This window comes from Candidatus Neptunochlamydia vexilliferae, assembly GCF_015356785.1.
Taxonomy (GTDB): Bacteria; Chlamydiota; Chlamydiia; order Chlamydiales; family Simkaniaceae; genus Neptunichlamydia; species Neptunichlamydia vexilliferae.
The window spans coordinates 1-20,995 of sequence record NZ_JAAEJV010000034.1 but is presented as its reverse complement, the minus strand read 5'-3'; the positions used below and the strand labels follow the sequence as shown (position 1 = coordinate 20,995).

The 20,995-nt window shown below is 46.4% G+C and carries 18 protein-coding genes and 1 pseudogene; 13 read left to right on the top strand and 6 right to left on the bottom strand.

Going from position 1 to position 20,995, the window contains the following annotated elements:
• Window positions 1-340 precede the first annotated feature (340 nt).
• Entirely contained in the window at window positions 341-1,762 is a 1,422-nt protein-coding gene (locus tag NEPTK9_RS06340; RefSeq protein ID WP_194847993.1) for an SDR family oxidoreductase, read from the top strand.
• Here NEPTK9_RS06340 and NEPTK9_RS06335 read toward each other — a convergent pair.
• Window positions 1,749-2,162, bottom strand: a complete 414-nt coding sequence (locus NEPTK9_RS06335) for a bifunctional nuclease family protein (RefSeq protein ID WP_194847992.1) — start codon at window positions 2,160-2,162, stop codon at window positions 1,749-1,751. The two genes, NEPTK9_RS06340 and NEPTK9_RS06335, sit on opposite strands and share 14 nt — an antisense overlap.
• Before the next feature lie 36 nt (window positions 2,163-2,198).
• A complete protein-coding gene (gene rpiA, locus NEPTK9_RS06330; protein ID WP_228547060.1) occupies window positions 2,199-2,864 on the bottom strand; it encodes a ribose 5-phosphate isomerase A in 666 nt (221 codons plus the stop codon).
• Window positions 2,865-2,938: 74 nt separating this feature from the next.
• Here rpiA and NEPTK9_RS06325 point away from each other — a divergent pair, with 74 nt between their 5' ends.
• The 7 genes and pseudogenes from NEPTK9_RS06325 (at window position 2,939) to NEPTK9_RS06295 (ending at window position 10,329) form a co-directional block, all read left to right on the top strand.
• Entirely contained in the window at window positions 2,939-3,202 is a 264-nt protein-coding gene (locus NEPTK9_RS06325) for a hypothetical protein (protein ID WP_194847990.1), read from the top strand.
• A 32-nt stretch (window positions 3,203-3,234) separates the two neighbouring features.
• Complete coding sequence (gene tyrS / locus NEPTK9_RS06320; RefSeq protein ID WP_194847989.1) at window positions 3,235-4,491, top strand: tyrosine--tRNA ligase; 1,257 nt, start codon at window positions 3,235-3,237, stop codon at window positions 4,489-4,491.
• A 130-nt stretch (window positions 4,492-4,621) separates the two neighbouring features.
• A pseudogene (locus tag NEPTK9_RS06315) lies at window positions 4,622-4,945 on the top strand (HU family DNA-binding protein); the annotation flags it as partial.
• A 20-nt stretch (window positions 4,946-4,965) separates the two neighbouring features.
• Window positions 4,966-6,222: a hypothetical protein gene (locus NEPTK9_RS06310; protein WP_194847987.1), complete on the top strand. Its 1,257-nt coding sequence runs from the start codon at window positions 4,966-4,968 to the stop codon at window positions 6,220-6,222.
• A 230-nt stretch (window positions 6,223-6,452) separates the two neighbouring features.
• Entirely contained in the window at window positions 6,453-7,409 is a 957-nt protein-coding gene (locus NEPTK9_RS06305; protein WP_194847986.1) for a L,D-transpeptidase, read from the top strand.
• A 4-nt stretch (window positions 7,410-7,413) separates the two neighbouring features.
• Window positions 7,414-8,370 (top strand): acetyl-CoA carboxylase carboxyltransferase subunit alpha, encoded by a 957-nt coding sequence (locus NEPTK9_RS06300; protein ID WP_194847985.1) that lies wholly within the window; start codon window positions 7,414-7,416, stop codon window positions 8,368-8,370.
• A 39-nt stretch (window positions 8,371-8,409) separates the two neighbouring features.
• Window positions 8,410-10,329: an ABC transporter ATP-binding protein gene (locus NEPTK9_RS06295; RefSeq protein WP_194847984.1), complete on the top strand. Its 1,920-nt coding sequence runs from the start codon at window positions 8,410-8,412 to the stop codon at window positions 10,327-10,329.
• On the opposite strand, the gene NEPTK9_RS06290 is transcribed toward NEPTK9_RS06295, so the two are convergent.
• From NEPTK9_RS06290 to NEPTK9_RS06280, 3 genes are all read right to left on the bottom strand, one after another.
• A complete protein-coding gene (locus NEPTK9_RS06290; protein WP_194847983.1) occupies window positions 10,310-10,681 on the bottom strand; it encodes a hypothetical protein in 372 nt (123 codons plus the stop codon). The two genes, NEPTK9_RS06295 and NEPTK9_RS06290, sit on opposite strands and share 20 nt — an antisense overlap.
• Window positions 10,682-10,727: 46 nt before the next feature.
• Complete coding sequence (locus NEPTK9_RS06285) at window positions 10,728-12,077, bottom strand: ATP-binding protein (protein ID WP_228547058.1); 1,350 nt, start codon at window positions 12,075-12,077, stop codon at window positions 10,728-10,730.
• An 87-nt stretch (window positions 12,078-12,164) separates the two neighbouring features.
• On the bottom strand, window positions 12,165-12,863 hold the full coding sequence (locus tag NEPTK9_RS06280) for a putative quorum-sensing-regulated virulence factor (RefSeq protein WP_194847981.1): 699 nt from the start codon (window positions 12,861-12,863) through the stop codon (window positions 12,165-12,167).
• 296 nt (window positions 12,864-13,159) lie between these two features.
• On the opposite strand from NEPTK9_RS06280, the gene NEPTK9_RS06275 reads away from it, so the two are divergent.
• The 4 genes from NEPTK9_RS06275 (at window position 13,160) to NEPTK9_RS06260 (ending at window position 17,917) form a co-directional block, all read left to right on the top strand.
• Window positions 13,160-14,176 (top strand): thiamine pyrophosphate-dependent enzyme, encoded by a 1,017-nt coding sequence (locus NEPTK9_RS06275; protein ID WP_194847980.1) that lies wholly within the window; start codon window positions 13,160-13,162, stop codon window positions 14,174-14,176.
• A gap of 165 nt (window positions 14,177-14,341) precedes the next feature.
• Entirely contained in the window at window positions 14,342-15,328 is a 987-nt protein-coding gene (locus NEPTK9_RS06270; protein ID WP_194847979.1) for an alpha-ketoacid dehydrogenase subunit beta, read from the top strand.
• A gap of 174 nt (window positions 15,329-15,502) precedes the next feature.
• Window positions 15,503-16,792, top strand: coding sequence for a pyruvate dehydrogenase complex dihydrolipoamide acetyltransferase (locus NEPTK9_RS06265; protein ID WP_194847978.1), 1,290 nt, complete (start codon window positions 15,503-15,505; stop codon window positions 16,790-16,792).
• Between the two features lie 222 nt (window positions 16,793-17,014).
• Window positions 17,015-17,917 carry a hypothetical protein gene (locus tag NEPTK9_RS06260; RefSeq protein ID WP_194847977.1) on the top strand — a complete coding sequence of 301 codons (903 nt, stop codon included), beginning with the start codon at window positions 17,015-17,017 and terminating at the stop codon, window positions 17,915-17,917.
• 4 nt (window positions 17,918-17,921) lie between these two features.
• Here NEPTK9_RS06260 and NEPTK9_RS06255 read toward each other — a convergent pair whose 3' ends face one another.
• The gene (locus tag NEPTK9_RS06255) at window positions 17,922-18,842 is read right to left on the bottom strand and encodes a magnesium transporter CorA family protein (RefSeq protein ID WP_194847976.1); all 921 of its coding nucleotides are present in this window, start codon (window positions 18,840-18,842) and stop codon (window positions 17,922-17,924) included.
• Window positions 18,843-19,049: 207 nt separating this feature from the next.
• Here NEPTK9_RS06255 and NEPTK9_RS06250 point away from each other — a divergent pair, with 207 nt between their 5' ends.
• Entirely contained in the window at window positions 19,050-20,654 is a 1,605-nt protein-coding gene (locus NEPTK9_RS06250; protein WP_194847975.1) for an ATP-binding protein, read from the top strand.
• The last annotated feature ends 341 nt before the right edge of the window (window positions 20,655-20,995 follow it).

Genomic DNA, 20,995 nt, shown 5'->3' with positions numbered 1-20,995 from the left:
GCTACTTTATTCAGAACCCTAGATTCATCTCACTGTAGAGATGGTCTCTTCTCTTTGAGAGACAACTTGTTGTGACAGCTTCTTGTCACAATGCGAAAATGCGAAAAGGTGAATAAGGCCTCTTTTCCCGGCTGGTTTCATGTTCGATCTCACAAACTTATAAAAGTTTAGATTCGATCTCCACACTTTGTCAGCCGAAAAAATCTCAACCAATCTATCCTCAATTTTAGGGTTGACAGAGCACTAGTTTCTGCTTACCCCCTATATATTGCCTCAATTTCTAGGCAGGGTAAGAGTAAATTTCTTTTGTTTTAATGCGTTAGCCCTGTAGAGTAAGGCCATGAAACGTGTGTTAGTTGTTGGAGCTAATGGCTATATTGGAACGCGACTCATCCCACTCCTCTTAGAAGAAGGGCATGAGGTCATTGCAGTGGCGCGGAGACCTGAAAGTATCCGTCCATCCAAGGCACAAGCGATCCAAGGAGACCTCCTGAAAAAAGAAAGTCTGGAAGCTCTTCCCAAAGAGATCGATGTTGCTTACTACCTTGTCCACTCAATGGCGCATAAGTATGAAGACTTTGAAGTTCTTGATAAACGGGCTGCAGAAAATTTTGTCTCCTATATCAATACCACCAGCTGCAAGCAGGTGATTTACCTGACAGGGTTGATCACTGCCATTCACCTTTCAAAACATCTCCGTTCCCGTTTAGAAGTCGAAACGATTTTAAAAGGAGCCAAGCCCCCACTAACCTCGCTCCGCAGCGGGATTATTATTGGCTCGGGAAGTGCTTCCTTTGAGATTATCCGCGACCTTGTTGAAAAGCTTCCCATTATGGTGACTCCTAAGTGGGTCTATTCCCTGTGTCAACCGATTGCGGTTCGGGATATTCTAGCCTACCTTGTGAAAGTCATCGATCATGCTGGGTGCATGGGGCAAACCCTTGATGTAGGAGGCTCCGATGTTTTAACCTATAAAGAGATGCTCGAGGGGTATGCCAAAATGCGCAAGCTCCACCGCCTGATGATCCCGGTTCCCTTTTTTAGTCCCCACCTTTCCTCCTATTGGCTCCTTCTCATCACTTCGACGAACTATTACTTAGCACGCAGTTTGATCGACAGTGTCAAAAACAATGCCATCTGCTCCGATGACCGGATCCAAAAGATCATTCCCCAAAAATGTCTCAACTATCAAGAGGCGGTCACCCTGGCGCTCGATAAAATTGCAGCCGATCAAGTCGAGTCTACTTGGAAAGATAGTTGGTCTTCGTCTGGGATCGCCCCTCCAGAGGACTTTGAAATTCCAAAATTTGGATGTTTGTCGATGGGGGCGACCATCGATTTTACCGGTGACCCCGATGAGGTTTTTAAAAGGGTCCAGCAGATGGGAGACCGAAAAGGGTGGTGCTTTATGAATTGGGCATGGCGGATCCGCGGCCTTTTTGACCGGGCTGTTGGAGGAGTGGGGATGCGCAAAGGGCGGCGGAGTCAGGCCGATCTAAAAGCAGGTGATGTGATTGATTTTTGGCGGGTCCTCCATGTCAATCCCGAAAAAAGGAGGCTCACCCTCCTTGCAGAGATGAAGCTTCCAGGGGAGGCGTGGCTCGACTTTAAGATTGAAAAAATAGAGAAAGGGCACCGGCTCACCCAAACAGCGATCTTCCGTCCCCAAGGAGTTTTTGGCCGCCTCTATTGGTATGCCTTTTATCCCGTTCATCTCATCATGTTCCCTGGGATGTTGAAGAGATTGATCACTCCTCGATAGAGACCGTCTTTTCAAAAACCTCTTTCGTACAGTAGATAGGGATCTCATTTTCAAGGGCAAGGGTCAAACAGTCGCTCGGGCGGGCATCGATCTCCAAAATATTCCGAACTCCATCGGTCTCTTGCTCAACGAAGAGGCGGGCAAAGTAGAGGGTATCCTGAACATCGGTGATCACCACCTGCAATAGGTTGATATTGAGCCCACTAAAAAGAGCGTTGATCAGATCATAGGTGTAGGGGCGGGGTTTCATCTGGCCGGCAAGATGTATTTGAAGGTTTTGGCCGACGTGAGGGGAGGTATAGATTGCGAACTGCTTTTCTTCAGTCCCCAAAATGAAGACCGTATAGTTTTGTGATTGTAGGATCTTATTGAACTGCACCGGAATAAGTTCAAAGTCCATGCTCCCTCCCCCTTGCTTTCTTTCATTATAGCGCAGCTAGCTCCAGTGATCAACTTCTCCGTTACTTTTTCCAACAAGGACGCGGCCGGCAAGGTTGAAGAAAAACCCTGTCTCTAAGACACCTGGGATGTGGATGAGCCTTTCATGGTCCCTTTCAGGATCATCACGAAGGGTTTCAAAATGAATGTCATAGATCAAATTCCCATTATCGGTCACATAGGGGCCATCCTTATTATGCTCACGAAGTGTGCCTTGGAAACCCGATTTTTTGATTTTATCGACCGTTGCCTCTTGCCCAAAAGGGAGAATCTCAACCGGAAGGGGATGTTTTCCTAGCTTTTCGACCACCTTGGTCTCATCGACGATCACCACCATCTCCCGACTTGTGTTGGCGAGGATCTTTTCCCTAAGAAGAGCGCCCCCACCCCCTTTGATCATCCTTTTTTCAGGGTCGATCTCATCGGCCCCATCAACAGTGATGTGTATCGAAGTGATCTCATTGACATCAGCAATGGGAATCCCTCCCTCCCGAGCCAGCTTTTCCGATGCAAGAGAGCTAGAAACCACCTGAATATCAAGCCCTTTCTTCACCCGCTCGATGAGCCGCTCAATAAAATAAAAGACGGTCGAGCCTGTTCCTAGCCCGACAAGCATCCCATTTTCAATAAATTCTGCCGCTCGGATTCCGGCTGCCCGTTTCATCACATCTTCCATGTTCTTGATTTTGTGGAATTATTTTATTGACGGCAAGACTTTTATTTGTTAAGCTTAGAGCTATGGTAGGAAAAGTTGCAGAAGAAAGTGTTAAAGTAAGAAAGACAAGGGAAAAGCTCCGTCGTCGTCTAGAAGAGATGGATCAAGGGATCACCCCTCAGGCCCTTAAACGAAAATCTTCAGAGATCCAAAGGTGGATCGCCCGACACGCGGCCACCCGTACCGCTCTCAAAAAGAAGTCGATCTCCCTTTTTGACGAGAACCAAAATGCGGCATCAATCAGCCAAAAAGTCTCTTCCCTTATGGATGCTCTTAAGAAGCCTTGAGCTAAATCTTTTTCTAGGGTAGACTGGTTCCCATGGGTAATCTCATTGATTTTTTAGAAAAACGGGGCTTCATCGACAATATAACGAGTGATGAGCTCAAGAAACGGGCCGAAAGTCCTCTTAAAGGCTACATTGGCTTTGATCCGACAGCAGATAGTTTGCACTTGGGCAACCTGGTGGGGATCGTAGCGCTGGCGTGGCTCCAAAAGTTTGGTCACACCCCTGTCGCCCTTTTAGGTGGGGGAACGGGGAAAATCGGTGACCCTTCAGGAAAATCAACCGAGCGCCCCCTTCTCACCTCAGAGACGCTTGAAAAAAATATCGCAGCCATCGGGAAACAACTCGAGCGTCTTTTAGACTGCCCTGTTCTCCTTAATAACGGAGAGTGGTTAGGCAACTTTGGATTGATTGATTTTTTACGCGATGTGGGGAAACACTTTCGGATTGGTCCAATGCTTGGAAAAGAAAGTGTGCGGAGCCGGATCGAATCGGAAGAGGGGATGAGCTTTACAGAGTTTAGCTATCAGATCCTTCAGGGGTATGATTTTTATCACTTAGCTCGCGCCGAAGAGGTCTACCTCCAGATGGGAGGAAGCGACCAGTGGGGAAACATTACAGCTGGAATCGAGCTTAACCGAAAACTCGACGGTCCCCCCATTTTTGGAATGACCTTTCCCCTTTTAATGCGGAGCGATGGAGCAAAATTTGGAAAAAGTGAAGAGGGAGCGATCTGGCTCGATCCCGAAAGGACCTCTCCTTACCAATTCTATCAATACCTTGTCCGTGTTGCTGATGCCGATGTGATCCAACTCATGCGGATGCTCACCTTTATGGAAAGTGAAGAGATCGATCGGTATGCCCAAGCGATTGCATCGGGAAACTTCACTCCCAATGAAGCACAAAAAAAGCTTGCCGAAGAGGTGACCCGCTTTGTTCATGGAGAAGAAGGAGTCGCGATTGCCCTTAAGGTCACCGAAGCAGCAGCTCCTGGCTCCAAAGCAACCCTTGACCCCGACAGTTTAAAAGAAATTGCCCGCGATATGCCAAGCGTCACCATGAAAACAGATGAGATTGTCGATCAAAAATATGCCGATGTTGCGGCAAAAGCAGCTCTGGTCACAAGTAAAGGGGAAGCGGTCCGCCTCATTAAAAATGGAGGGGCCTATCTCAACAACGAAAAAGTAGAAGACCCCACTTTTTTAATCGAATCAAAACATGTTATCGGCGCCAAGTATCTTCTTTTAGGTTCTGGAAAAAAGAAGAAAATTCTCATAAATCTTACGAAATAACTTGCTTGAAAATCAACAAGATAAGAGAATGAAGATTAGCACTAAGCAAAACTCTTTCTCATATTTTCGTTGAAAGAAAAGAGTAAGACATGAGAAGAGGAAATTAACCTCTTTTGTTAAATTTTATAAGGAGCAGGGTGATATGGCAACGATAACAAAAAAGAAACTCATCAGTGAGATTTCTAGACGCCGTGGTCTACATCCCAATGAGGTACGCCTTGTTGTACAGTCGTTCTTAGACTGTATGACAGAGTATCTCTCTGATGGAGATCGATTAGAATTTCGTGACTTCGGAGTTTTTGAAGTTGTAAAAAGAAAACAAAAAATTGGAAGAAACCCAAAAAATGCTTCAGTCCCTATTATCATCCCAGAAAGACGGGCAGTGAAATTCACTCCTGGAAAAAAGATGAAAAACCTGATAGAGACTGAAGAAGCGCAGGGAGCTGCTTTATAATAAAGTAGTTTGGGCGGAAGATGATGACAGGTCTCATGACTTCTTTTGAGCATGTGCAAGAAGAAAGTGGTGAGACCTTTTTTATTCAGGACATCTTAATCAAGCTCTTTCAAGGGGAAAAAAGTGATGAGCTGAGCGCTCAGATCAAACAAGCGCGCACGCAAGGGTTATGGAGAACCGCCTCCCTTCAAGAGGCCTATCTAGCCCTCGCCAATTACCTTTTAAAAGGGGAGTTTGAGCCCCTTGACATTCGACAACTTGAAAAGGGAGCCATCCTTCAAGAAACAGGGTCTCACGCCTTAGAAAAACAAATCCCAGAGCCTTTAGAAAATGGCCATATTGCCCTTGTCTACCTCTATCTCGGGTGGTCCCAAGGAGATGAAGAACTTCTCCAGGCAGGGTTAAAAATTGCTGCTTTTTGCCTTTCCCTGTGCGACCATGAAGGAAAACTCTTTCAAGGGATGTGGATCAAAGAAAAAGAGTACAAACCCACCGAGCTTTCCGCTGTCTTCACTCTCCTTTTTTCGATCATTTCCTACTGCAAAGCAGCGCCCCATCCTCTCCACGAAGATTACCAAGCAAGCCCCTTTATCTCCCTTTTTGCCGCCCAGTTTCAAAAGCTGATCGATAAAGAGGTCTCTCTGCCAGATGCAAAGTTAGAGCTATTGTCTCCAAATCTTGACCGAAGCCTTGGTTTCCTCCGTTACCACCATGGAGAGATGAGTTTTGCCGCTACAGCCTCCGGTTTTAATACAGGTTTAGGATCGCTCCATAAAAAGGGGATCCATATCGTCTCTTTTGGTCCCCATGACGCCCCCCTTGCTGACTCGGACCACTATGGAATTTTTCGTCCTTCAAATGGGAGTGCAGAAGGATTTAAAGATCTTACTCTGGAATCCTCAAAGCTTAAAGGATGGACCCAGACACTCTCTAGACAATGGCTCTTTTTTGAAATGAAAGGAGAGGAAGAGAACTTTGAGCTGACCATCCGCCACAGTCATGAAAAGAGGCTCTACTTTGCCTTTTTCATCTCAGCTGATGGGGCCCATGTCGGTGAAGAGTGTCACCTAGCGCCTAAGGCGCTTGAGCGGTACCGAGGAAAAAATGGTACTGTTTTATTTACCCGTGAAGGGGAAGAGGTGACTTTAGTGCCCCATTTTGAAGGAGAAATGGAGGTGATTCCCCTTGCCGGAAAGGCCCATTTTTGGTCAGCAGAATTTTTAATTGCCTTTCCTCTAGGGGAGAAAATGAAGCCTTACGCATGGACGGTAAAGTAAAATTTTAACCTCTTGCAAAAGAATTCAAAATTCTAGATAATTTGTGCTAGCGTTTAGTCTATAAAGTTTTTTGAAGAAATTACGCCTAAATTTTTGCTAGAATTTGATATCCTAAAATCGATAACATTGTCCATAAGACAATGGGAGATTTTTGGAGATCAAAGAATAGTGAAAAGGTCGTGCTAATTTCCCAAAAAACTTTATAGACTAGACGCGAAGGAGAAAAAGATTTGTCAATTCCAAAAGTTATTTCAATCGGCGCCCTCACCCTTTTTGCGGTGATTGGAGGCTTAGCTCTTTTTAAGAAGAAGGAAGGAAGCGTTGCATTAGAAGTTGCTACAAAGCCGATCGAGGTGGCTATTGAAGAAGCTACCCCTGAAGAAAAGGGGCACCAATACCTCCGTCCAGTTCAAGATGAGGTGGCCGACCGAGAAGAGGACCAGGTCTGGCGGCTTTTCACCACAGGGCGGCACAAGCTTCCCCTTGTGGAGACCGTCCGTTACCGCGCTCGAGTCCCTTGGTTAAAAGGGCGTCCGGCATGGGTGACCGACTACGCTGCACACTTTTCCACTTCGCGTCATTTTATCGCCCGAAGTCTCAACGGAAAAAAAGATTACTATACGCAGAGAGTCACATCAGGCGACACCTTTAACATCTTAAAAAAAGAGCTCAGTTTTTACCTTGTTGTCGATCTTTCCCGGTGCAAGATGTGGTTTTATGCGATTGATGGAGAGACAAACGAGCGGACCCTTCTCAAAACCTACAAAGTGGGGTTAGGCCGTTTTGATGAAGACTCTTATTCGGGACTTTTAACGCCGAAGGGAAAATTTTCGCTTGGCGATAAGGTTGCCATTTATCGTCCTGGAAATATGGGCTATTTCCAAGACGATGAGATCGAAATGGTCCGCGTTTTTGGAACCCGGTGGATCCCCCTTACAGAAGAGTTTGATGGGGAGGGGGGCAACCCCCGTGGGTATGGATTTCATGGAGCACCATGGGTCTATGACCTAGAAACCGAAACCTATGAAGAAGATCTTTCAACGATTGGAAGCTACGAAAGTGATGGGTGCATCCGTTTAGCGCAAGGAGATATCGAAGAGCTCTATGCCATTGTCATCACGAAGCCCACATTGGTTGAAGTGGTCACCGACTTCCATGAAGCAAACATCCCAGGAAAAGAAGAGTAATATTATGTTAGATCATGAAAAGCAAATTATCGATCATGAAAAAGCTATTGCCCAGCTCAAAGAGCAGAACAAGGTCAATGGAATCTGGACCGATGAAGAGCTTCTCAAGCTAGAGAAAAAGCTTGAGCAGCTCAAACAACAGGTCTATTCCAAACTCTCCCCATGGGAAAGGGTTGCAATCTGCCGCCATCCCGCTCGCCCCCGCTCTATTGACTACATCAAAAACCTCTGTGAAAGCTTTACCGAGATCTTTGGCGACCGTCTTTTCCGCGATGACCAGGCCATCGTTGCCGGTCTTGGGATTATCGGTGGAAAAAAGTTTGTCATTATCGCCCAGGAAAAAGGGTGTGACACTGAAAGTCGCCTCTACCGCAACTTTGGAATGCCCCATCCCGAAGGGTACCGCAAAGCTCTCCGTGTGATGAAGCTTGCCGAAAAATTTAACCTTCCCGTCCTCTCTTTCCTCGATACTCCTGGCGCTTATCCCGGTCTGACCGCAGAAGAGCGGGGACAAGGATCTGCCATTGCAACCAACCTTCTCGAAATGGCCAACCTCAAAACCCCCATCATCTCCGTCCTTATTGGCGAAGGATGCTCCGGTGGAGCCCTTGGTATGGGAGTGTGCGACGTGATGGGAATGCTCGAGCATGCCTACTACTCGGTGATCTCTCCCGAGGGGTGCGCCTCAATCCTTTGGCGCGACGCAGCCAAAAACGAAGAAGCGGCCGAAGCACTTAAGATGCAAGCCGAGCACCTCCTCGAATTTGGGGTGATCGACACCATCATCGATGAGCCACAAGGGGGCGCCCACCACAACCCCCAAACGGTCTACGACGGAGTCAAGAAGTTTATCCTCAAAGAGGCCAAAAAGCTTGCCAAAGTTCCGACCGACGAGCTGATCGAGAAGCGGTACCAAAAGTTCCGTAAGCTTGGTGCGGTGACGGTCGAAAAAGCTAGCTAGATTGACATTAGTGAGCCATTAGAGGTATAATCAGCCTCTATGAAACTACTTCTTAAAGCAGCGCTTCGCGTTCATCGCCACCTGACCCTATTCATCGTCACCTTTGGGGCCTTGATTGGGCTCACCATTACCAGTCAGGTGGAGATGTTCACCATTGGGGTCATTACTGATGCGGGGACCGATTTCTTCTCCCTATTTGCTTCAAAGAACGAAAAGGGAGAGCAGCAGGACTATGTGACGAAGGAAGATATCGAGGAGAAGTGGAAGAAGATCGGCAGTGAAGAGGTCATCACCAAGGATGATGCGCGGAGCTTCATGATCAAGAAAAGGGGAGCTAACCCTCTCAAACGGGTCATGTACCGGATCAAGCGCCACTTCCGCTTCGAGCATAATGTCAAGCCTTTTATTGCCCTCCTCTGCTTGGTCGCCCTTGTCAAAGCTTTTTTCCTCTTTTTTAGCCGGTATACGACACAGATTTTATCGATCCGGATCAGCCGGGACCTAAGGCAGCAATATTTTGATCATCTGCAGCACCAGCCGATGAGCTTTTTCCAAAAGTATAACATTGGAACCCTCTCGTCGCGGGTCTCGGGAGATGCCAACCAGATCGCTTCATCGATCAACTCCTTTTTGATTAACTACATTCAGGCTCCCTTTACCATTGTTTCGACGCTGGCGGCTTGCTTTTGGATGTCGTGGCAGCTCTCGATGGTGATCTTTTTAGGCCTTCCGCTGATCGTTTTGCCCGTTGTTTTTGTGACGCGAAAGGTGAAGCGAATTACCCGCCAGCTCCAGAAAAACCAAGAGCGGTTCACCTCGGTTCTTATCGATTTTTTAGCAGGGATCCAGACGGTGAAGGTCTTTGCGATGGAAACCTTCTCTTTCAAAAAATATCGGGAGCAAAATGAGCAGATGGCGCGGCTTGAGAGTAAGACCGCCAAGTATGATCTCTTAACTCGCCCCGTCTTACATACGATCACCACCGCTTGTTTAGCAACTGTCATCATCATGGGACTTCATGTTCTCGAGATGCGCATTTCTGAGCTTGTTGTTTTTGTGGGGCTCCTTCATCTTTTCTACGAGCCGGTCAAAAAGTTTGCTGAGGAAAACTCCAATATTCAAAAAGGGGTTGTGGCTGCTGAACGGATGTATGAGGTGCTTAACCTCAAGCCTGAAATTATCGATCGTCCTGATGCCAAGCCGTTGGGGGGCTTTGAAAAAGCGCTCGAGTTTGATCGGGTCTGGTTCCGCTATGGCGATGAGTGGATCTTAAAAGACCTGAGCTTCACGGTGAATAAGGGAGAGACGGTTGCTCTTGTTGGAGCAACAGGGGCAGGGAAATCAACCATTGTTCAGCTCATCCCCCGCCTTTATGACATCCAAAAAGGGGAGATCCGCATCGATGGGAAGCCCTTGCACGATTACACCCAAAAATCGGTGCGAGAGCAGATCGCCTTTGTTCCCCAAAAGCCCTTCCTCTTCTACGATACGATCGGGGCGAATATCTCCTATGGAAAGCCCTTTTCAAAAGAGGAGATTGTTGAGGCAGCGAAAAAGGCCCATGCCCATGAGTTTATCAAGCTCCTCCCCGAGACCTACGACACGATGCTTGCTGAAACGGGAAAGAACTTTTCTGGAGGGCAGCAACAGCGCCTTGCCATTGCCCGCGCCCTTGTGAAGCATGCGCCGATCCTGATCCTCGATGAGGCCACCTCATCGCTTGATGCCGTGAGTGAAGAGAAGATCAAGCTCGCGATCAAAGAGCTCCACGGCGAAGTGACGCAGATCCTGATTGCCCACCGCCTCTCAACCATCGAGTATGCAGACCGGATTGTCTACCTCGAAGGGGGAGAAAAGATCGCCGAAGGGACCAAGGAAGAGCTCCTTGAAAGCTGCGCTCCCTTCCGCCTCCTATGGGAAACCCATTTTCGCTCAAAGCCTAAGCCGCTTTCCGTGTAGTTTTTGGCCCTGTTGGTTTCTTATGGGCAGGCCATAAGATTTTGCGTGACCAGTAGTTAGCGCTCCAGGGATCATCTTTGACAAGCTCTCCCTTCTTGTTCCGGATACCAGCACTGCGTCTAAGGTAATTGTCTTTGGCTTTTCGGCTGTAGTTATGACCATAGCCTAGGGCGCCGAAGTGGATCAGGCGGACCCGCCTTTCTCCATCAACCATTTTGGTCGCTAAGACCATCATTTTTTTACCCTTAGCTGTAGACTTAACCGGTTTGTTGAGAGTCCAATACCGTCCTCGATAGTAGTACTGGCTTCCCTTTTTCTTTAAGCTTGATAGCTTTACACCTTTGATCGTCATGACGCTTTCCTCCTATCCCCATTATGAAGCAATATGTGGCGCTGAATCAAGAAGAAAAAAGGCTTTCAATAGCTTCTTTCTGGCTCTCATGAGCAAGAGAAACGGCAGCATAAAGAGGACGGGAGTCAAGATCATCAAGCATCGAGTAGTCTAGGGATGAAAAACGGATGCCTGTACGAGATTTAGGATGGGTTTCTAAGAAAAGGCTGAGGCTCCTTAAGGTATTCCCATGGCCACTTTTTACCTCGATAGGGAGAATCTGATCTCCTTTTTGGACAAGGTAGTCGATTTCAGCATTGCTACTTTTTTGCTGTCGTTTCCAGAAATGGAGCCTTGCTGAGCTGTTTGGGTTAGAATAACAGAGGAGCTCTTGGCCAATAAAAGCCTCTGCAATCTCTCCACGATTTTTAAAACCTTCTAAAGGATTCAAAAACCAGATAGAAACATCAGATCCTAGGATTGATTGGCAAAGAGCAATGTCAAGGTAGATAATTTTAAATGAGTCAAAGTTTACATCAGCTCCGATAGGGATTCCCTGTCCTGATGTGTGGTAAATCATATGGATAATATTTGCCCGCTGTAAAAGTTCAAGGGCAGGGGCAAGTTCTCGCTTTCGGTATTCACCATGGATTTCTCTATAGGAAAACTCTCTTCCAATCAGATGAGGGGGTTGGCGAAAGAGAAGCTCGAGATACTTGATCTGTGATTTTTTAGCATACTTTTTAAAGTCTTGCTTATAAGCTTCTGAAATTTGCTGCAGAACTTTTAAAGAAGCATTTGGGTCTTTTGTTTGGGTCCAGCGAAGGACTGTTTCAGGCATCCCCCCAATGGAAAGGTATTCGCCGAGTTTTTCTAATGCTTTTGAGTGGATCGGTTCCTCCATAGGAACTCCAGCCGAATGATTAAAGATTGCCTTTGCAAGTAAAGTATCGCCTGTTGCAACAAGGTACTCCATAAGTGATAGGGGATACATGTAGAGCATCGAGACACGGCCCACAGGAACGCCCACCTTTTCTATCGCAAACTCTAAAAGAGATCCAGCTGCAATGACGTGAAGCTCCGGCATCTGCTCATAAAAGTAACGGAGGGCTAAAATCGATCGGGGAGCTTGCTGGACCTCATCTAAAAAGAGAAGAGTTTCTCCAGGAACAATAGGAGCATTTATAAGAACAGAAAGAGCGATAATGAGTTTTTCTGGAATGAGATCTTTTTCAAAAATGGCAGCTGCTTGTTCAAGCTGTTCGAAATTGACTTCAACAAAATTTTTAAACTCTTGACCTAGCTGTCGAACAGCGTAGGTTTTCCCCACCTGCCTTGCTCCTCTAAGGAGAAGAGGTTTGCGGTAAGGATCGTTCTTCCAATTCCTAAGGTGTAAGTCTATGATTCTCTTGAACATGGCTATTTGGCAGGGGTAAATTGGTTCCTTTTTGGTCGTTTGACAACCCAAAAATAGGACATTTTTGGTCGAAAAGCAAGGTAAAACTTAATTTGGGAGCATCCCCAACGACTGGAAGGCCTCTTTAAGCTCGGCATTGTCGGGCTTATCGAGGGCGCCATTTTCGTGGAGCCACCGGACATAGCCAGGGGGCATGTCCTTTAGGGGAGTCCCGCGGTGCTTGCCAAAGGGCATGTGGCGGAGAACCTGCTTTTCACTCATGAGCTCGAGGATCGTCTCCATAGCTAGGTCATCGATCATCAGGGAAAAGACCTGGTGGAGAATGATCACATCATCAAGGGCCCGGTGAGCATTGTTGGCGGAGATCCCATGGTACTCCCGCAGATGTTGGAGAGAGTGGCGGGGGAGGTCGGGACGGTACTTCCGGGAAAATTTGAGTGAGTCGATGTAAGGGCAAGAGGGGAGGGTTACCTCATTGCGGCGAAACTCATGCTCGAGAAAGGGTTTATCGAAGGCATCGTTATTGTGGGCGATGAGAACCACCTCTTCGGAGCAAAAAGCAGCAAACTCTTTGAACGCTTCAGCGGGGGTGGGGGCATCTTTAACCATCTCATCGGTAATGTTATGGATGGCGCTTGCCTCAGGAGGAATCGGGCACCCGGGGTTGATCAAACTCTCAAAAGTGCGCTCTTGAACAGGGTCATAGGCGGCAATCTCAATGATCCGGTCCTTGTCGGGCCGCACCCCTGTCGTCTCTGTATCGTAATAGATGGGTCGTTTTGACATAGAATTATGTTAACGTAAGCGATTAAAAATTGTCAAAATCCCTTTTTTGTGGTAAGATGGAACCTTACGAAACAAGGATAAGATATGAGAATTGCTTTACTACTTCTGACGTTGGCGGCTATTGTAAGCAGCTGTTACCAATTTACTTCTCATCCAGACGATGATCTGCGGGCAACCCCTGTGACCAACGGCCCGAATGTTGTCCCTCAAAGTGGCATGCCAATGATGCAGTCAATGCCTTATTGACTTCGGAGGATCGATGAGCTACGGTGAAAAGCAAGAAGGGGCATAGATTTATGGCAAAAAAATCAGCGCAAAAGGTTCATTATAAATTCTTTGAGTCGAATCTCGATGAAGTTGCAAAAGCGCTTGGCCAAAAGAAACTGAGCGAAATGCTTAAAGAAATGGTCCTCATCCGTCAATTCGAGATGCGGGCCGAGTCTGCCTACCAACAGGGTAAGGTGGGGGGATTCTTCCATGCCTATATGGGTCAAGAGGCGATTCAAACCGCTGCAACTGAAGCGATGGGGAAAGAAAACAACTGGTGGATCACCACCTACCGGTGTCACGCCCTAGCTTATTTGATGGGAGCCACTCCCGATGAGATGATGGCAGAGCTCTATGGAAAAAAGACGGGCAATGCGATGGGACGGGGAGGGTCGATGCACCTCTATGCCGACCGGATGCTTGGCGGTTTTGGGATTGTAGGAGGACACCTTCCGATTGCAACAGGGGCTGCGTTTTCCCTTAAGTACCAAAAACAAAAGGGTGTCGCTGTCTGCTTTTTAGGAGAGGGAGCCTTTGTTCAGGGGGCGGTTCATGAATCGCTCAACCTCGCCTCTTTATGGGACCTTCCTTGCGTCTATGTCATTGAAAATAACCAGTGGGGGATGGGAACGGCGGCCCATCGCGCCCTTTGTGTTCAGCCCATTGCGGAGCACTTTGCCCCCGCCTATGGAATCAAATCCTATACCTTGGATGGGATGAATGTCCTCAGCTGCTATGGCGGCTTTAAACATATTTATGAAGAGACCTTGCAGACGGGGCGCCCCGTCTTGGTTGAGGCGGTCACCGAGCGGTTCCGGGGCCACTCGATCTCAGACCCAGGACTGTACCGCTCGAAAGAGGAGCTCGCAAAGGCCAAAGAGCGCGATCCGATCCATATCTTCAAAGAGGCGTTGAAAATGTCCGATGAGGAACTTGAAGCGATCGAAAAAGAGCAAAAGGAGCGGGTCATTGCAGCGATGAAGTTTGCAGAGGAAAGTGAAGGTCCCGACCTAATGACCCTAGAAGAGGATGTGTTTTCGAAATGAACCTATCTTCCGCTCAATCAGTTCTTTTATTCCAGTCTTTCCGGCATCTTTTTTCCCTTCATTTAAAGTCCTTGTCTGTTGGACAATGTACTTTAAATGCAGGAAAAAAATCTGCTCGAAAATCCAAGAAATACAATAACCGCTTGAGCAGGAGATAGGTTCATCATGACTCAAGAAATAGAATTAAGAGAAGCGATTCGGCAAGCGATCGATGAAGAGATGGAGCGAGATGAGAAGGTTTACCTCATGGGAGAAGAGGTGGCCGAGTACAATGGCGCTTACAAAGTCTCGAAAGGACTTCTCGATAAGTGGGGACCCGAGCGGATTATCGACACTCCCATTGCAGAAAATGGCTTTGTAGGCTTAAGCATTGGCGCTGCGATGACGGGGCTCCGCCCGATCGTCGAATTTATGAGCTTTAACTTCTCCTTTGTTGCGTTCGACCAACTCGTTTCGAATGCATGTAAGATGTATTACATGTCGGGGAATCGGTTTAACGTTCCCATTGTTTTCCGCGGGCCCAATGGAGCGGCTGCCCAGGTCTCCTGTCAACACTCTCACTGCGTTGAAGCCCTTTATGGGAACCTTCCTGGCTTTGTTATTGTGGCGCCGAGTAACCCTTACGACGCAAAAGGACTTTTAAAGTCTGCGATCCGCAATAACAATCCGGTGATCTATCTCGAAAACGAGCTCGACTATGGGATGAAGATGGAGATTCCGACCGAGGAGTATCTCGTTCCGATTGGAAAAGCAAAGATTCTTCGAGAAGGAAAACACCTCACCTTGATCTCTTATAGCCGGATGCTCCACCACTGCAAAAAGGTGGTCGATGAATTCGCAAAGAAGGGGATCCAAATCGAGCTGATTGACCTCCGAACGATCAAGCCTCTCGACATGGGAACGATTGCTGCTTCTGTTCGAAAAACTCACTTTGCAGTCCTTGTCGAAGAGGGACACCTCTTTGCAGGAATTTCTGCCGAGATTGGGTTCCAGATTCAAGAGCAGTGCTTTGACTTTTTAGATGCCCCCTTAAAAAGGGTGTGCCAGATGGAGACCCCTCTTCCCTATAACAAGGAACTGGAGAGGGAGTCGCAACCGAACCCCGAGCGAATTCGCGCGGCTATAGAATCCCTGGTGACTCCCTATGGATAATTGCTTGAATTTTTCTTTTTCCCTAGGCTTGGATGGTTCAAAATCCCCCTACTTTACCCAAGTATGTGGAATTTTTAACCACCAAAGCCTAGAAAAAAATCGAAAACCCCTTCAATTACCCATAGTGAGTCACCAGGGATTGAACAAACCTTGCATTTATAGGAGCTGATACCGATGCCATTTACCCTGACCATGCCAAAACTTTCACCAACAATGGAGGGGGGAACCATTGTCAAGTGGCACAAAAAAGAGGGCGATCTTGTCAAAGATGGAGAGCTTCTCCTTGAAGTGGCGACCGACAAGGCAACGGTGGAGCACAATGCCCTCGATGGGGGGTACCTCAGAAAAATCCTCATCGAAGAGGGAAGTGATGCCCGCGTTAACGAAGCGGTTGCAATTTTTACCGAAACCCAAGATGAAAGTCTTGAAGGGTATACCCCCGAAGGGATCAAAGAAGAAAAAGAGGTTCCTCAAGAAGAGAGAGAAACCGCTGCTGCAACCCCTTCTTCTCCTCAAAAGGGAAGTGGAGTGACGCTAGCAGCCGCAGCCTTTCCGATCGAACCTCCTCTAGAAGATTACACCTTTGCCTTTGAAACCGAAATGCGGGAGCGCCTTGCTGCCTCTCCCTTAGCGAAAAAACTGGCCAAGGAAAAGGGGATTGACCTCACCTCGGTGAAGGGAAGTGGTCCCGATGGGCGGGTGATGAGTCGCGATCTCGATCTCGGTCAGCCCGACGCTCCAGCCACTTTTGGACAAACCAAAATGCCCAGCGAAAAGCCAGGAAGTTATGTCGAAGAGGCGATCACTCCCATGCGGAAAGCGATTGGGGACAAACTCCAAGCTTCGAAAACCTTTATTCCCCATTTCTACATCCAACAAGATATCGATGTGGAGGAGATGATCAACCTCCGTGAGCAGCTCAAAGCCTCGGGCATCAAGGTCACCTTTAACGATTTTGTGATGCGAGCCGTTGCCCTGTCTCTGAAAGAACACCCCGTTGTAAACAGCGGCTTCGACGCTGCAGGGGAAAAGATCATCCGCTTCCAAACGATCGATATCGCTGTGGCGGTGAGCATCGATGAAGGGCTGATCACTCCGATTATCCGTCATGCCGACTATAAAAACATGGGGCAGATCTCCGCTGAAGTGAAGCAGCTGGCTACCCTTGCCAAAGAGGGAAAGATCCAACCTCACCAATACCGTGGAGGCTCCTTTACCATCTCCAATCTCGGGATGTTTGGGATCCACGATTTCCAAGCGGTGATCAATCCGCCACAGGTCTCGATCCTTGCCGTTGGGGGGATCCGCGACTGCCCCGTCGTCAAAGGGGGAGAGGTGGTCCCCGGCAAGCGGATGATGATCTCTCTATCGAGCGATCATCGGGTCGTTGATGGGGCCGATGGAGCCAAATTCATCCGCACCGTCCAGAAATTCCTTGAAAATCCCGCTATTCTGCTGATTTAGCTGGCCTAAAACTCCCATTTCTTCTATGATTTCTCTGAACCCCGGAGTGCTACCTACTGTCAACTGCTTGAATTTTTCTTTTTCTCCAGGTTCAGAGGGATAAAATGACCCCTACTTTATCAAAGTATGTAGTCATTTTGCCCCCATAAACCTGAAAAAAAATTGAAAATCCCTTCATTTGATATTAGGTAGCAATCCGGGTTGAAAATCATAAGGAATTTTATGCAGACTGTAACACTTAATATTGGACAGTATCCTTTTCAGATCCCTGAGGAAGCATTGGGAACCGAGCAAGTCTACGTCAATGCTAATAAAGGGGAGGGAATCGTTGCTGTTAATTTTTTTCTTGCAACTTTGATGAATGCGGGGAATATTTTTTATTATAGCGCATCGACCCTTCTAGGAACTCTCGGCAAATTCCCCATTTATGGTGAAGAAGAGGCGCGCAAACACCTTTTTGAGGAGGGAAAAAGCGCTCTTAATACCACCATCTGTTTTGCCCTTTCGTTCTTCTTATCTTTTGCAGCTTGCTTTAATTCTAATTGGGCCAAAGGTTTTGTGAGGGTGACTAACTTACCAGACACTGCTCATGATAGTTTAATTGCGCAACAACTTCAGCATGAGGATCCAGAAAAGAAAGCTATTGAAGAGTCTAAAAGGGAAGCCGAAAGAAAGAAGCAAGATAAGGAGCTTAAAATAGCACTCGAACAACAAAAAATAAAGGAAGCGGCAGAGCATCTTGTTAAGGAACTAGACGAGAAGATCAAAGAGCTAGAGAAAGTTTTTGCAGGTTATGAAAGGGCTTGTATCGACTTTAATAAAGACTGGATGGGGAACAAAGATGATCTAAAAAATCGAGGGGTGTCTAATGTATTAACACGTCTTGAAAAGCGGGCAAAAATCGACGTAAATACCCATATAAATACAGAGGATACCTTTGCAAAGCGTGTTGAAAAGCATAAAGAGTATGGAGATCTTCCAAAGAAGTATGAAACGTACAAAGATCGTATCCGCTGTATTCGCTGTTGGCAGTCTCTTAAAAAACTAGTAGCAGCAAGTCAAGACCATTTAGCACTTGTTGATGAGCTCTACGCTGGAAAATGGGCAGAGCTTTATAAGAAATAAACCTCTATAGCCACTTTTTCCGTTGGAAAATAATCAAAGAGAAAATCGATAAAATCACGATGAAGATCATGATGATCGAAAAGGCGTGTTTCATCTCGGCAATGGGGAGGCCGACGTTCATCCCGTAGAGGGAGGCGACCATCGTGGGGATGCTCAAGATGATGGTCAGCGCGGTGAGGAGCTTGATCGTTTTGTTTAGCTGGTTGGTAAAGATAATCTGGTAAGAGTCGCGTAGGCTGCGGATACTCCGCAGATTGATCGAGCAGAGGTCTTCGGACTGGATGCTGGCGTGGAGGAGATCTTCGAGAAGGTCTTGGTCCTTTTCGTAGAGGATGGTGTAGCGACCTGAGGTGATCGACTCGAGCACTCCCCGCATCGGAACAAGGGAGGAAAGGTACTGGTTCAAAACCTCTTCGTAGCTTGTCAGGTTGGTAATGTCCTTGCTATCGACAAGGGAGGTCTTTTTTTCTTGTTTGAGGACGTTGGTTCGGATCTTTTTAATCTGAAGAGTATACTCTTGGGTGATCTTGAGAAGGATGTAGATCAGAAACTTTGACTTTTGGGAGGGGCTAAACTTGGGCTTTTGGGAGATGAGGTTGCTAATGATCTGACTTTTTTGGGGGCAGATGGTGATGAAGTAATCTTTGGTCAGGATGATGGTGAAGGTGGTGGTGTAGAGCCCTGCTTCGGGATCGATGGGGTGGCGGGTGAAGATAAGGACATTTTTGTCTTCTCTTTCAACACGGGGGATTTCGTACCGATCAAGAGCGTCATACATGTCGGTATAATCGAGGTCGATCAGCTTACTGATCTGGTTGATGTCATTGGTGGTCGCTTCTTCGACATGAATCCAGCATCCCTGTTTAGGCTCAGGGATTTCAATGAACTCTTCGTCGTGCTCTCCCTTATCATAGATGGTTATCATAGCCTATTTCCTCGCCTCAAATACCCAACTGGCCCACGCTCCAGAGGGGTAATTGAAAACATAACATAAAAGAGAAATAAAAACGATACTCTAATTTTAGTTTCCCCATTACACGACAGTTTTTGGAAGATAAAATTTTACAGTTGCAGAGTTCGCAGTGATTGCTTAAAATAAAGGCAAATACCAGAAATTCAGAGCTTTAGTCAAATGAAAAAGTTGCCAATTGGGATTCAAAGTATCCGTGAAATCCTTGAAGAAGATCAAGTTTACATTGATAAAACACTGTTTGCCAAAGAGTTAATAGAAGTAGGAAAGCATTACTTTATATCCCGCCCGAGAAGGTTCGGAAAATCTTTATTTCTTAATACATTGGAAGAAATTTTTAAAGGGAATAGGGAGCTGTTTAAAGAATGTCAGATCTACAATAGCGACTATGACTGGCAAGAATATCCCGTTCTATACTTTGATTTTGCTCAAATTCTAAGTACATCTCCCGAGCAGCTAGAAACAGGGTTAAAGGAAGCCCTTGAAGATATTGCTACAGCTTATGGTGTATCTGTTACCGGCGCATCTAGCCAGTCTCAACTAAAAAGGCTCGTAATAAAGCTTGCTGAAAAAAATCGGGTTGTTGTTCTAATAGATGAATATGACCGGCCAATTATTAATAATTTGCAATCTGTTGAAATCGCGAAACAGAATAGAGATCTTTTAAGAGATTTTTTTGGAACAATTAAAAGCTTAGACAAATACTTAAAATTCACATTTATAACAGGTATCAGTAAATTCTCTCGAGTTTCCCTTTTCTCTACTCTTAATAATTTAAATGATATCACAATGGATCCCAAGTATGCAGGAATCATGGGATACACCGAAGAAGAGCTCAGGGCAACTTTTCAAGATTATATCAAAATAATTGCTCAAGAGAAGAGTGAACAGGGGAATTTAGTATCAGAAGAAAAGGTCATCGATGAGGTTCGAAGCTGGTATAATGGTTATCGGTTCTCGAAGAGTGATGTTTGTGTTTATAACCCCTTTTCTACGCTCAATTTTATGAGTAAAAAAGAGCCAGCAGGCTATTGGTATAGCACTGGTACACCGTTATTTTTGGTGAACCAACTCAAAAGCCATCCCCAATCAATGATCTCTCTTGATAGAACAACAGCACGGGGTGATGAGCTGATGGATATCAGCTCTATAGAAGACATCGACTTAAAAGCTTTGATATATCAAGCCGGATATTTTACCATTAAGGATTACAACTCTATCTCAAAACGTTACCATTTAGGGCTTCCTAACGAAGAAGTACGAACGGCTTTCATGAACTCTCTTGTTAAGCATTTTACAAATAGTGTAGATGTGCAGTCTTCGGAGAAGTTTGTAAAAGCGCTAGAAAAACATGATGTGGGCATTCTCTTTGATCATATAAAAGTAGGGCTTTCCAGCTTTGCCTACCAAGTGTTTGCAGGCGCCAAAGAGTGCACTTACCAAGCGATGCTCCTATCTATGCTGCATGGTATGGGATTTGATCCGCTATCGGAACGGGCAGTCAATACAGGGCGAATAGACGTTGTCCTAGAGATGCCTAAAACAACTTACATTCTAGAGCTTAAACTTGATGGCTCTGCGGATAAAGCTTTACAGCAAATCTACCAAAAAGACTATTTTGTCCCTTATACCCATAAAGGAAAAGAAATAGCGATTATAGGGGCTAACTTTTCTTCTGAAGCACGGAACGTATCTGAATGGAAAGGGGACCTTCTGTCGGAGTCTGGAGAAAAAGTTAGGGAGCTTTCGCCTGATGGCAGAGGGTAAAACCTCCTCTGAATTCCTTAGCCCTAAATTTTAAGGGCAGAGCCTGTATACCCAAATACTGAGAAAAATATAGGCCTTGTTCACCTTTACAGGTAAAAAGTTCGCACATTTATCGGTGGTATATGTAAGAAAGATACGTCGGGGGCAAGCCCCCGACGCATCTTTCATCCAACTAAGTATGCAGACTTAAAAAAATAAGGGGTTTGTTGTTCAGGAAAAAGTGAAAGAGTAAGGAAACCAGATTGCCCTGGTTTCCTCCTCTAAGAACTGTGCGTGATAGTTTCCCATCACACAGCTCAAGCATCTCAAAGGCCACCTTTTTTTTTGCAGCCCGGCTGTTA